We start from the raw sequence: 13358 nt of genomic DNA, 5'->3' as shown, positions 1-13358 counted from the left end.
CCACCCGAGTCGCCGATGCGCCGCTTCCCAGCCCTCGCCGTTTCGCTGTCGATCGCGCTCTGCGCGGCGCATGCCCACGCACAGTCGGGAGACACTGCGCCCCGCGAGGCGCCGCCCGAGTGCCCACCCGACGACGAGCTCTGCACGTCGAGCGTCGTGGTCAGCGCGACGCGCACCGAGGTCGCGCAGGACGACAGCCCGGTGCGCGTCGAGGTGATCGATCGCGCGACGATCGAGCGCTCGGGCGCGCGCGATCTCGGCGAGCTCCTCGAGGAGCAGCCGGGGATGCTGGTGACGCGTTCGTTCCGCGGCGACGCGATCCAGATGCAGGGCCTCGACCCCGAGCACGTGCTCGTGATCGTCGACGGCGAGCGCGTGCCCGGTCGCGTCGGCGGCGCGATCGATCTCGGTCGTTACGGGCTCGAGGACGTCGAGCGCGTCGAGATCGTGCGCGGCGGATCCAGCGCGCTCTACGGCTCCGACGCGATCGCGGGCGTGATCCACGTGATCACGCGTCGCACGCGCGACGAGCTCGAGCTCGACGCGAGCGCGAGCGGCGGAGGAGGCGAGGGCGGTGGGATCGCCGACGCGACCGCCCGTGCCGGCGCGCGTCTCGGCGACGTCTCACTGCGCCTCTCGGGCGGGTTCCACTGGGCCGAGCCCTTCCGCCGCGGCGGCGATCCGACGATCCCCGAGGACCAGCGCGCGACCGACGGCAGCGCGCGCCTGCAGTGGTCGGTCGGCGGCGACGTGCGGTGGCGCGTCGATCCGACGCTCTCGCTCGACGCGCGCGCCGAGTACATGCAGCGCGGCCTCTCGGGCGTCGATCGCAACGACGCGGGCGCGGTGTTCGATCGCGCGCAGCTCGCCGAGCAGCTGCAGAGCGGGCTCGGCGCGTCGTGGGCGCTCGCGGGCGCGATCCGCCTCGTCACGCGCGCGTCGTACGCGATCTTCCGCGAGCAGTACCTGCGCGATCAGCGCGGCGCGTCCGCGCTCGACGAGCACCAGGATCACCGCGAGGACCTCGGACAGCTGCTCGTGCAGCTCGACATCCCCGTCGACACGCACCTGCTCACGTTCGGCTTCGAAGAGCTCTTCCAGCGCCTCGAGTCCGATCGGCTCGACGGAGTCGGCACGCGCTTCCGCGCGTCGCCGTTCGTGCAGGACGAGTGGACCGTGATCGACGACGACGTGCGCCTGGTGCTCGTGCCCGGCGTGCGCGTCGACGCGGACTCGCAGTACGGCACGCAGCTCTCGCCGAAGCTCGCGGTGCGCTTCGATCCGGTGCGTCAGCTCGTGCTGCGCGCGTCGTTCGGCACCGGCTTCCGCGCGCCGTCGTTCCAAGAGCTGCTGCTGCGCTTCGAGAACCCGACCGTCGGGTACGTCGTGCTCGGCAACCCGGACCTCGGGCCCGAGACGTCGCGCAGCTACCAGCTCGGCGCGGAGTGGACGCCGATCACCGAGCTGCGCGGATCGCTCTCGCTCTTCCGCAACGACGTCGACGGGCTGATCACGACGATCACCGCCGAAGAGAGCCCCGACGGCACGCTCTTCACGTACGACAACGTCGCGTCCGCGACGACGCAGGGCATCGAGTCGTCGCTCACCGCGCGCCCGATCCGCGAGCTCTCTCTCGCCGCGAGCTACACGTTCACGCACGCGTGGGATCACGAGAACGATCGCGCGCTCGAGGGACGCGCGGCGCATCGCATCACGCTGAGCGCGACGTTCGATCACCGCGAGTGGGATCTCGGCGCGACCGCGCGCTGCGCGCTCACCGGTGAGCGCCCGTTCTACGTCGACGAAGAGTTGATCTACTCGCCGTGGGCCGCGCAGCTCGATCTGCGCATCTACAAGCGCTTCGAGCGCCACCTCGAGATCTCGGCGGGCATCGACAACGTGCTCGACGCCGGAGACGCGTACCTGCCGCTGCGCCCCCGCACGTTCTACGGCGGCATCCGCGGCCGGCTTTGATTTCGGAAGGGGCCCCGTCCCTGAACGCTGCGCGCGAGGCCTCAGCCCCGCTCGCTCCTCGACAGCCCGGATTCGATTCAGCGCTGCGCGCGACGCAGCGACGAGAGCAGGAGAAGTTGGAATGACGACCACCACACGCATCGCGCTCGCCGCGATCGCGCTCACCACGTTCGCGTGCGCGCCCGATCTGCGCTCCGACGACGACGGAGAGGACGCCGGCGCGCACGACGCGGGGCCCGTCCAGGACGGCTCGATCCCGCCCTCGAGCGGCCCGTTCCGCCACACGGTGAACGACGACGGAACGATCACCACGATCGTCGACGCGACCGAGGGCACCGCCTATCTCGATCTCGAGTCCGGCCTCGCGGTCACGCCCGCCGATCCGCTCGACTCGCGCGACTGGGATCTCGCGTTCACGCGCTTCTCGATCACGACGAACGGCGGCGCGAGCGGCACCGGCGGCGCGGCAGCGGCACGCCTGCCCGCCGCCGACTTCGACGCGCTCGACGCTCCGCCCGAGACCGGCTGGATCGCCGACGGCGTCGACATCGAAGAGGACACCGACGCGTTCCCCGAGAGCGCGTTCAACGGCGGCGTCGAGGGCGTCAACGACTGGTACGACTACGATCGTTCGTCGCATCGCCTCACGCCGCGCGACGTCGTGTTCGTGGTGCGCAGCGTCGAGGGCCACTTCTTCAAGCTGCGCATCGACGGCTACTACGACGACGCGGGCACGCCCGCGGTGATCGCGTTCCGCTGGGCGCGCATCGGAGGCGGCGACGTCGAGCTCCCCGACGCCGGCCCGCCCGATCGTCCCGACGCGGGCGGTGACGCGGGCGTCGATCCGATCCCGGGCGACGCGATCACCATCGACGCGTCCGCACGCGATGCGTTCGTCTACCTCCGCGTCGGCGCGGGCGTCGTCACGATCACGGATCCCGAGACCTCGCTCGACTGGGATCTCGCGATCCGTCGCACGCTCATCCGCACCAACTCGGGCGAGAGCGGCGCCGGCCTCGGCGGCGCGCGGAGCGCGGGCGCGGTCGAGCTCGAGCGCGTCATCGAGACCGACACGATCGGGTTCGTCGTCGACGACGTCGCGGCGAGCGGCATCCCGGGCGCGCCGGCCGAAGCGCGCAGCCCGATCCTCGCGTCCTGGTACGACTACGATCCGACGACGCACGCGGTCACGCCGAAGGACGAGACCTTCGTGGTGCGCACCGCGCGCGGCGAGTACGCGCGCCTTCGCATCTGGTCGTGGGAGGACGGCACGTTCCGCTTGTCGCTCGAGGCGATCGACGTCGTGCCGCAGGAGCACGCGATCGAGGTCGAGGCGTCGACGAGCGGGAGCTGGGCATACGTCGATCTGCACGCGGCCGCGGTCGTCACGATCGCGGAGCCGGCGACCGACGCGACGTGGGATCTCGCGCTGAGCCGCACGCTGTACCGCACGAGCTCGGGCACCAGCGGCCCCGGGCAGGGTGGCGCGATCGACACGAACGTCGCCGATCCCGCCACGGTGCTCGAGCTGCCGAGCGAGGGCTTCGTCGCCGACGACGAGCGCACGATGCCCGGCCCCCCGGGCTCGCCGACGTACTCGGGCAACGGCGCGCTCGAGGGCTGGTACGCGTACGACCCCACGACGCACGCGGTCTCGCCGCGCGCGACGACCTACGCGATCCGCCTCGCCGACGGGAGCGTCGGGCGCCTCGTGATCCGCGCGTACGCGAGCGGCCGGTCGACGCTCGGCTGGACCTACGCGGGGCCGGGCCGGACGACGGTCGCTGCATCGCGGTGAGAATGGAGTTGACACTCATTCTCATCTGATCCAGAGTTCTCTTCGACGCGGCGCAATGATGTGCCGGGTCCGGCAGCTCGGGTTCCTCGGACATGGCGAGCTGCCGCCCTCCCTTTCGCGCCCCCGACGGGTCTCCGTCGGGGGCGCTTCCTTTTCGACGCTCGGACGGACGCAACCGCCGCCTCCGCGCTACGACAACGTCGGCCAGGCGGGAGCGAGAATCGCTCCCGGAGGAGGTCCGATGGGTGCCCGTTCGCTCTGGAGCGTGACCGCGATCGTCATCGTCGTTGCAGGCTGCCGTCGACCCGTCTGCGGCGATCTCACGTACGACGAAGACATGGGTCGCTGCGTCTGCGGACCCGGCACGATCGAGAACCCAGGCGACGACGGCCCGATCTGCATCACACCGGACGGCGGCGAGCCGGACGCGGGCGTGCCCATCGACGCGCAGTCGCCGCCCGACGCACCGCGCTGCGCGCCCGGCACCGACGATTGCGACGCGAACGCCGCCGGCTGCGAGACCGACGTGACGACGTCGAGCGCGCACTGCGGAGCCTGCGGCAATGCGTGTGCGAGCAGCGAGATCTGCGAGGAGTCGGAGTGCCGAGCGCTGCCGATCCAGCGCTGGGAACGCGTCGTCGACCTGCCGGATGGTTCGAGGCTCCTCGACGTCGCGACGGACCCTGCGGGCAACGTGTACGTCAGCGGTTTCTCGAGCGGATTCGGTATCGCGAGCTTCGTCGTGCCTCCCGGCGGGTTCATCGCGAAGCACACCAGCGAGGGTGCGGTCGTCTGGGCGACGGGTGTGGGGGCTGGCGTGTACCCCCGCTCGCTGGTCGTCGACAGCGAGGGCAATCTGCACGCGGCGGGGTCGGCCCCGGCCGACGACGGCCCAGGCTCCCGCCCCTGGGCCTCGAGCTTCGACGCGTCCGGCACCCAGCGCTGGCGCAACCAGACGTTCCCCGATCGTTCGCTCGATTCCTCGGAAGGGCCCACCTACTCGGCGAACAGTCTGGTCGTGTTCGGGAGCTACATCGCCGTGGTCTCGACGCTCGAGGAGCACGATGCGCCCGGGTCGCATCGCCTGTTCGTCGATCTCCTCTCCCCGATGAACGGTGCGATCCTCGGGGGCCGTGAGATCTTCTCGACCGCGTTTTCTGCATGGCCGAACCCGCAGCTCGCCGCGGGATCGAACAGGCTCTTCCTCGTCGGCACCTTCGCCGGGGCGCTGTCCGCGGGCGACAGGACCATCCGCTCGACTGGCACCGACGTCTTCGCGACCGCGCTTTCGACCTCCGCCCTGCTGCTCCAATGGCTCGTCGGGTTCGGTTCTGCAGGCCCGGACCGTGCCGACTCCGTCGCGGTCGACGGGGCCCGGAACCTCGTGATCGCGGGCGCGGTCGCGGGCACGATGACGTTCGGTTCCACGAGCGTCACTGCGATGGGAACGGACGCGCTTCTCGCGGTGCTCGACGACACCGGAGCTCCGATGCGCGCGACCTCGTTCGGAGGTGCCGGTGCGGATCGGTTCACGTCCGTGAGCATCGACGCTTCGGGCTCGATCATCGTCGGAGGTACCTCCGACGCCGACGTGAGCGTCGCATCGCGAACACTCACGGCGCTGGGCGGTGCCGACGTGCTGATGGCGGCCTTCGACTCGACGCTCGGCATCGAATGGGCGGCACGGTTCGGTGGGGCCGGGGAAGATGCTGCCGTCACGTCCGCGACCGCGAGCGGAGATCCGATCGTGGCGGCGACCTTCTCGGGCGCGGCGTGGTTCGGAGGCGACGATCTCGAGCCCGCGGGAAACCTCGATGGCGTCGTCGCGCTCTATCGCTCCCGTTGATCCGCGGCGCGCGGCGGGTCCCGTCGCGCGCTTCGTTGCGTACGAGGTGAGAGCGACTATCATCCGCGTCCTCAGCGCCAGCGAGAATCATTTGCACGGCGCACGGTCCTGTGGGGAGGCGGTTGGAGATGTCCATGAAATGGTGCAGGTTGCTCGCTGTCGTCGCGCTCTCGGGCGTGCTCGTCGCGTGCGGCGACGACGACGGCCCGTCGGGCACGCCCGACGCGGGTCGCGACGCGTCGATGGGTGGCTCGGACGCCGGGCCCGACGAGGACGACGCCGGCAGCGACGCAGGTGAGGAGCCCGACGAGGACGCGGGCACGGACGGCGGCACCGAGCCGGATCCCGAGCCGACGGTCATCGCGCTGTCCGAGACGGCGCACGATCGCTTCCGCGCCGTGACCTTCGACGCGGCCGGGAACGTGTACGCCGCGGGACAAATCGCGGTCGCGGCCAACGACTTCGCGCTCGTGGTCGCGAAGTTCGACGCGGACGGCGAGCTCGTCGAGGAGTTCGGCGAGGATGGCTTCGTGACGCTCAACCTCGCGGAGAACCCCGACACGCCGGGCGATCCCGCGAGCTACGCGGGCGATCGCGAGAACGCGTACGGGATCGTGGTCCAGCCGACCGCAGGTCGCGTGGTGATCGCGGGCGAGGTCGAGCACGACATCACGGCGGCGTCGCCGCGCGACGGCGACACCGACATCGTTCTCGTCGGCTTCGACACGACGACGGGCGACGTCGACACCGACTTCGGCGACGAGGGTGTCGCGCGCTTCGATCTCTCGACCGGCGAAGTGTCGGGCACGACGCTCAGCGGTCGAGACACCGTGTGGAGCATCTCGCTGGGGGCGGAGGAGCGGCTCGTGGTGCACGGCACCCAGCGCGCCGTGGGATCGCAGCCCGCCACGTTCGGCGCGGAGCCGACGCTGCCCCGCACCGACTCGATCTTCGCGCTGCTTCGCCTCTCCGCAGACGGCGAGCGCGACAACGCCTTCGGTGGGGGTGACGGCCTCGTGAACGTCGACATCGTCGGCGCTCCGGGCACCGGAAATCTCACGTTCGCGCGCCGTGGCGCGGGCCTCAGCGCGCGCTCGGCGACCGTGCTGCCCGACGGCAGCATCATCGGCACCGGCTACATCAGGTCGACGGCGCTGACCGAGCCCGCCGACGCAGCGCCTCCCCCCGACCCGATGATGTACCGCGTGTCGCAGCAGCCGGTGCTCTACAAGGTCGAGCCGGACGGCGACTTCGACCCGGACTTCGCGATGGACGACGAGACGACGCTTCCCGGCGTCTGGCACGACTTCGCGGGCCGCGATCAGCGCAACGCGGAGGCGTACGGTGCGGCGCTGCAGGGCACGAACATGGTCACGATCGGGTATGGCCCGACGATCCAGACGACGCGCACCAACACCACCGACTGGGTCTCGTTCCGCTTCACCGAGGACGGCGAGCTCGACTCGACGTACGGCACCGGCGGGTCGACGTACATCGACGTCGGCAACTGGAGCGACAACGGCCGCGCGGTGATCGTGCTCGGCGACGATCGCGTGCTCGCGGTCGGCGGCGGACGCCCCGATCCCGCGACCGCGCCGCCGGCGGGCGAGATGCCCGAGGTCGACGCGATGGTCGCCGTGCTCGAGATGAACGGCGCGCCCGACACGACGTTCGGCACCAACGGCTCGCGCCTCTTCGATCTCGGCGGCACCGACTTCTTCTGGAGCGTGGCGCTCTCGGCCGACGAGTCGACGGTCGCGGTCGTCGGCATCGCGGGCGCGGACGGCGCGGGCGCCGACGACGACGCGGTGCTCTACCTGCTCCCCGTGGACTGATCGGGAGTCTCGCGCGGAGACGATCGAGCGTGCGCTCGGTCGTCTCCGCGTTTGCGTCGAACTCGCGAGATCGCGCAGTCTCCGGGCGCGCTCCGCGGGACGGGTACCTCGGCCGGAGCGGAAGCGCCACGATGCACAGGACTCCGCGAATCCTCCGAATGCTCCCTGCGGCGACCGCCGCGCTCGCGATCGGCTGCGTGATCGTCTCGTCGTCCACGCAGGAGCCGCCGCGAGAGGACGCCTCGACCGAGCCGGTGGACTCGGGCCCGCGCCCCGACGTGTCCGACACGCGCGATGCCGGCGGCCTCACGCGCGCCGAGGCGACGCGCGCGCTGCTCGTGTCGATCGGTGAGCGCGTCGTGCTGCCGACGTACCGCGAGCTCGCGACGGAGACCGAGGCGCTGGTCGCCGCGACCCAGGCGCACGCGAGCGCGCCGAGCGACGACACCCGCGCAGCGGCGCAGGACGCATGGCGCAGCACGATGGTCGTGGTCGAGCGCGCCGAGCTGCTCCAGCTCGGGCCGGGCGGCATGGCCGGCGGAGAGGTCACGGGCGGACGCGGCCTTCGCGAGGCGATGTACGCGTGGCCCTCGTTCAACCGGTGTCGCATCGACGTCGCGACGCAGTCGGGCGTGTACGAGGACCTCGAGACGCTGCGGCGGCAGGGCCCTTACATGCTCGGCCTCGGCGCGATCGAGTACCTGCTCTTCGAGCCGAGCGCCGATCACGACTGCGATCCCGGCGCGGCCGTGACCGTCGATCCCGAGGCGTGGGCTGCGCTCGGGGAGAGCGGCGTCCGTGCGCGGCGCGCGGCGCATGCACACGCGCTGGCGCAGCTCGTCGATCGCGCAGCCGACGCGCTGCTCGCGGCGTGGGCCCCCGAGGGCGGCGCATTCGTGACGCAGCTCGCGACGGCGGGCGAGGGCAGCACCGTCTACCCGATGTCGCAGGACGGGCTGAACGCGATCTTCCACGCGATGTTCTATCTGGATCGGCAGATCAAGGACTCGAAGCTCGGCGCCCCGGCGTCGATCAACGATCGTTGCGAGAGCGAGAGCTGTCCCGAGCTCCTCGAGTCGCGCTACGCGCATCGCTCGAGCGAGCACATCCTGCCGAACCTGCAGGCGTTCCAGGCGCTCTTCCTCGGCGCGCCCGAGGGCACCGACGCGATCGGCTTCGACGATCTGCTGCTCACCGTCGGCGCGACCGAGCTCGAGGCGGACATGCGCACCAAGATCGCGGCCGCGGTCGCGCTCGCGGCGGCGCTGCCGCCGGTCGATGCGACCACGTTCGCGGCGCACGTCGACGAGTACGCCGCGATGTACGCGGCGGTGAAGGCGATCACCGATCTCTTCAAGGCCGAGTTCCGCACCGTGCTCGCGCTCGAGCTCCCGATGGGCGCCGCCGAAGACAACGACTGATCGGGTCGCGATGCGGAGCGTGCTGTCGAGCCTCTGGGCGCGCGCCCACCAGCCGACCGACGCGGCGGCCCTCGCCGTGTTCCGGATCGTGTTCGGCGTGCTCGCCGTCGTGATCCCGACGCGATTCGTCGCGGAGGGCTGGGTCGAGCGCTTCTACGCGCGCCCGACCTTCCACTTCACGTACTGGGGCTTCGAGTGGGTGCGCCCGCTGCCCGCGCCGTGGATCCACGCGGTGTTCGTGGCGATGGCGATCTGCGGCGCGCTGATCGCGCTCGGGCTCTTCTACCGCGTCGCGATCGTCCTCTTCTTCTTGCTCTTCACGTACGTCGAGCTGATCGACGTCACGACCTATCTCAACCACTACTATCTCGTCAGCGTGCTCGCGCTCGTGATGAGCGTGCTGCCGCTCCATCGCGCGTGGTCGCTCGACGCGAAGCTGCGCCCGCACCTCCGCGCGGCGACGCTGCCGCGATGGATGACGTGGCTGGTGCGCTTCCAGGTCGGCGTCGTCTACGTGTTCGCGGCGCTCGCGAAGCTGACGAGCGACTGGCTGCTGCACGCGCAGCCGCTCCAGATCTGGCTCGGCGCGCGGATGAGCACGCCGGTGATCGGTGCGTACTTCGACCGCATCGAGGTCGCGTACGCGATGAGCTGGGCGGGGTTCCTCTACGATCTCACGATCCCGATCTGGCTCTCGTGGCGTCGCACGCGGCCCTTCGCGTATGCCGCGCTGCTCGTCTTCCACGTCGCGACCGGCTCGCTGTTCCAGATCGGGATGTTCCCCTGGATCATGAGCGTCACGGCGCTCGTGTTCTTCGATCCGTCGTGGCCGCGCGCGGTGCTTCGCGTGCTCGGGCGGAAAAGCGATGCACCCTCGATCGCGTCGACGGTGCCGCGTTTCGCGGGATCGCGCGCCGTCGCGACGGTCGCGCTCGGTGCGTGGTGCGCGTTCCACGTGCTGATGCCGCTGCGCGCGTATGCGTATGGCGGGAACGTGCTGTGGCACGAGCAGGGGATGCGGTGGTCGTGGCGCGTCCTCTGTCGCGAGAAGAACGGCAGCGTGACCTATCGCGTGCGCACGCGTGGTCGGCGTTTCGAGCGCGAGGTCGCGCCGCGCGACTACCTCACGCGCGATCAAGAGGTCGAGTTCTCGGCGCAGCCGGACATGATCCTCCAGCTGGCGCATCACATCGCCCGCGAGCATCGAGCGCGCGGCGAGATGGATGTCGAGGTACGCGTGGACGCGTGGGTGTCTCTGAACGGACGGCGGATGGCTCGGATGATCGATCCCGACGTGGACCTCGCTCGCGTGGAGGACTCGCTCCTGCCCGCCGATTGGATCCTCCCGGAGCCCTCGGGTCCGCCGCTCGACGTCGCGACGTCCGCGCTCGCTCGGATCGGGGAGCGCTGATGCGCTGGCAATGGCTCGTGGTGATCGCGGCGCTCCTGTGGAGCGTCGAGGCGAAGGCGCAGGAGACCGAGGCTGGCGAGGAGCCACCGCCGAGCGACGACACGACGGAGGTCGAGGCCGAAGACGGCGCAGCGACCGAAGAGCAGGTCGACGTGACGCGCGAGGCGCGCGACGAGGATCTGACGACCGGCGAAGTGCTCGTGCGAGCGCGCGCCGAGGAGGTGTTCCGGGCCGGCGGCTCGGTGCACGTGATGGGCGAAGAGGAGCTCGAGCAGCTCGACTACAACGACCCGCTCGCCGTGCTCACGCAGGTGCCCGGTGTGTACGTGCGCACCGAAGAGGGCTTCGGACTGCGCCCGAACATCGGCATCCGCGGGGCGAGCGCCGAGCGCAGCCGGAAGATCACGCTGATGGAGGATGGAGTCCTCCTCGCGCCCGCGCCGTACTCGGCGCCTGCTGCGTATTACTTCCCGCTGATGGCGCGCATGACCGGCGTCGAGGTCACCGCCGGGCCCGCCGCGGTCCTCTACGGCCCGCACACCGTCGGTGGCGCGATCGATCTCCAGGGCCGTCAGATCCCCGGGCGCCGCGAGGGGCGCATCGATCTCTCGCTCGGCAACACGTGGTACGGGCGCGCGCACCTGTACTACGGCGACTCGAACGAGTGGGGCGGGTTCCTCGTCGAGGCGCTGCACCTGCGCTCGAGCGGTTTCCACGAGCTCGATGCGCCGCCGGGCGGCGATACCGACACCGGGTTCCACCGCACCGACATCATCGCTCGCGGTGAATTGCACGGCAGTCTGGATCGCGACTTCTATCATCGGCTCGAGGTCACGTTCGGGCTCGGGCTCGAGCAGTCGAACGAGACGTATCTCGGCCTGAGCGATCAGGACTTCCGCGACAATCCCTATCGTCGTTATGCGGCGACGCAGCTCGATCGGATGGAGTGGTGGCGCACGCGCGTGCAGCTCCGATATCAGATCGAGTCGGAGGACGTGGAGCTCACCGTCACCGCCTATCGGCACGACTTCGAGCGCACCTGGTATCGGCTCGATCATTTCTGCGACACGCTCGCGATCACGCCGGCCGGAGAGCTCGACACGTGCGGCACGCGCGTCGGGTTCGATCGGATCCTCCAGAATCCGATGATCTATGCGAGCCAGTACGAGCGACTGACTGGCACGCTCGACGCGGAGCCGAGCGACGCGCCGCTGCTCGTCGCGCGCAACCACCGCATCTTCGCGGTGCAGGGCATCCAGGCGAACGGGCGCGTGTCGTTCGACACCGGACCCTTCGCGCATCGGATCGACTACGGTGCTCGTCTCCACTTCGACGAGATCACCCGCAATCACACGGGTGACACGTATTACCTCCTGCAGCAGCAGATGGTGCTGCAGAACGCGGGGCTCGAGCTCGAGGGCAACCACGACAGCGCGTGGGCGCTCGCGGCGTATGCGAGCTGGGGCGTGACCTGGGAGCGACTGACCATCTCGCCCGGGTTCCGCACCGAGCTCATCTGGCTCGAGCACGAGGATCGATACACCGGGCGCCGCATCTCGAGCGAGCAATACGCGTTCTTGCCGGGCGTCGGTGTGCAGTACGCGCTGCTCCCCGAGCTCGCGGTGTTCGCGGGCGCGCACCTCGGGTTCTCGCCGATCGGTCCGGGGCAGGAAGCGGACGTGCTGCCCGAGACGGCGTGGAACTACGAGGTCGGCGCGCGATACGGGCGCATCGACGAGCTCACGCACGGACAGCTCACGTACTTCATCAGCGACTACCAGAACCTCTCGAGCATCTGCACGCTCGCGTCGGGCTGCACGTCGGACATGCTCGATCGTCAGTTCAACGCGGGCGCGGTGCTGGTGATGGGGATCGAGGCGGAGGCCGCGCACACGTTCGTGGTCGACGAGCTCTCGATCCCGCTCGCGGCCAGCTACACGTGGACGTGGTCGCGCTTCATGACCTCCTTCTTCTCGACGAATCCGCAGTTCGGACAGGTCGAGGTCGGCGACCACCTCCCGTACGTGCCGGAGCACCAGCTCTCGATGCGCGCCGGGTTCACGTGGCGGATGCTCGCGCTGCACACGAACGGGCTCTTCGTGTCGCAGATGCGCGACGTCGCGGGACAGGGCGACGTGCCCGACATCGAGCTCACCGACGCGTACTTCATGCTCGACGCGAGCGCGAGCGTGGAGGTCTATCCGGGCTTCCGCGTGTACGTGCGCGGCGAGAACCTGACCGGCGCGCAGCCGCTCGTGACGCGCCGCGCGTGGGGCGCGCGCGGCACGAAGCCCGTGCTGGTGCAGGGCGGCATCGAGATCGACATCCGCTGATCAGGTGCGCCGCGCGCTCAGCGCGTGGCGCAGCACGGCGCGCAGGTTCGTCGCGTCGAGCGGCGCGAGCATCACGACCGCGGCCCCGTTCTCCGCGCCGGGGTTGATGCGGCGATAGAACGCGCGGAGCGGATCGTCCTCGCCCACCGATGTCTGCGACGACTCGTGGCGGATGTGCTTGCGTCCGGTCGCGCGCACGATCCGTCGCTCGGGGTCCCAGCGATCGCCGGTCGAGATGCGCGCGAGCGTGTCGATCGCGCCGTGCTCCCACGCGGGCGTGTCGTGATCCGGTCTGGGCCAGTACACGTCGAAGCTGCGCGCCATCATGCGGAAGCTCTGGAACGAGATGCTCTCGTACAGCCAGAAGAGCGGCGCGCTCGGGTGGCGTACGCGGAACCGCGCGAACGTCTCGATGCCCGAGCGCTCGATGAGCCCACGCCCGCGGCACTCGCGATCGATCGCGAGCGCGCCCGCCCAGAGCCAGTGGAAGCGTCGCCCCGCGTGCTCGGCCTCTCGCAGCGAGATCACGGTGAGCCCGCGCGCGCGCTGATCACCGCGACGGCGGTACCGGATCACGTGGCTGCCGCGCGCGAGGCTCGCGTCGAGCTCGCTGCGCGCGGCGTCGAAGTGCCGGCGGTAGACGTCCCAGAGATCGTCGCGGTCGCCATGACGGAGCGACGCGACGGGCACGATGTCGTAGGTGAGCGAGAGCGCTTGCATCAGGCTCTACGCTGCGGCGC

The 13358-nt window shown here is 70.5% G+C and carries 8 protein-coding genes; 7 read left to right on the top strand and 1 reads right to left on the bottom strand.

Annotated elements, in window-relative coordinates; genetic code table 11:
- Positions 1-15: 15 nt before the first annotated feature.
- From DB32_RS30550 to DB32_RS30520, 7 genes are all read left to right on the top strand, one after another.
- Complete coding sequence (locus DB32_RS30550) at positions 16-1974, top strand: TonB-dependent receptor plug domain-containing protein (protein ID WP_053236180.1); 1959 nt, start codon at positions 16-18, stop codon at positions 1972-1974.
- Positions 1975-2095: 121 nt separating this feature from the next.
- Complete coding sequence (locus DB32_RS30545; RefSeq protein WP_053236179.1) at positions 2096-3772, top strand: HmuY family protein; 1677 nt, start codon at positions 2096-2098, stop codon at positions 3770-3772.
- Between the two features lie 694 nt (positions 3773-4466).
- On the top strand, positions 4467-5618 hold the full coding sequence (locus DB32_RS30540; protein WP_157069577.1) for a hypothetical protein: 1152 nt from the start codon (positions 4467-4469) through the stop codon (positions 5616-5618).
- Positions 5619-5746: 128 nt separating this feature from the next.
- A complete protein-coding gene (locus DB32_RS30535; protein ID WP_083457959.1) occupies positions 5747-7453 on the top strand; it encodes an NHL repeat-containing protein in 1707 nt (568 codons plus the stop codon).
- A gap of 158 nt (positions 7454-7611) precedes the next feature.
- Positions 7612-8874: an imelysin family protein gene (locus tag DB32_RS30530; RefSeq protein ID WP_053236176.1), complete on the top strand. Its 1263-nt coding sequence runs from the start codon at positions 7612-7614 to the stop codon at positions 8872-8874.
- 10 nt (positions 8875-8884) lie between these two features.
- A complete protein-coding gene (locus DB32_RS30525) occupies positions 8885-10285 on the top strand; it encodes an HTTM domain-containing protein (RefSeq protein WP_053236175.1) in 1401 nt (466 codons plus the stop codon).
- On the top strand, positions 10285-12618 hold the full coding sequence (locus DB32_RS30520; protein ID WP_053236174.1) for a TonB-dependent receptor family protein: 2334 nt from the start codon (positions 10285-10287) through the stop codon (positions 12616-12618). Before DB32_RS30525 ends, DB32_RS30520 begins: the two co-directional genes overlap by 1 nt.
- On the opposite strand, the gene DB32_RS30515 is transcribed toward DB32_RS30520, so the two are convergent.
- Entirely contained in the window at positions 12619-13338 is a 720-nt protein-coding gene (locus tag DB32_RS30515) for a hypothetical protein (protein ID WP_053236173.1), read from the bottom strand.
- Positions 13339-13358 lie beyond the last annotated feature (20 nt).

Origin of the sequence: Sandaracinus amylolyticus, assembly GCF_000737325.1 — a bacterium.
GTDB classification, from domain to species: domain Bacteria; phylum Myxococcota_A; class Polyangia; order Polyangiales; family Sandaracinaceae; genus Sandaracinus; species Sandaracinus amylolyticus.
Note: the sequence above shows the minus strand (reverse complement) of the source record. Positions and strands in the feature narration are given on the sequence as shown.

Excerpts from the sequence above, each read along its gene's own strand:
- DB32_RS30550 (WP_053236180.1), top strand. The coding sequence starts at position 16 with ATGCGCCGCTTCCCAGCCCTCGCCGTTTCGCTGTCGATCGCGCTCTGC.
- DB32_RS30545 (WP_053236179.1), top strand. The coding sequence starts at position 2,096 with ATGACGACCACCACACGCATCGCGCTCGCCGCGATCGCGCTCACCACG.
- DB32_RS30535 (WP_083457959.1), top strand. The coding sequence starts at position 5,747 with ATGTCCATGAAATGGTGCAGGTTGCTCGCTGTCGTCGCGCTCTCGGGC.
- DB32_RS30530 (WP_053236176.1), top strand. The coding sequence starts at position 7,612 with ATGCTCCCTGCGGCGACCGCCGCGCTCGCGATCGGCTGCGTGATCGTC.
- DB32_RS30525 (WP_053236175.1), top strand. The coding sequence starts at position 8,885 with ATGCGGAGCGTGCTGTCGAGCCTCTGGGCGCGCGCCCACCAGCCGACC.
- DB32_RS30520 (WP_053236174.1), top strand. The coding sequence starts at position 10,285 with ATGCGCTGGCAATGGCTCGTGGTGATCGCGGCGCTCCTGTGGAGCGTC.
- DB32_RS30515 (WP_053236173.1), bottom strand. The coding sequence starts at position 13,338 with ATGCAAGCGCTCTCGCTCACCTACGACATCGTGCCCGTCGCGTCGCTC.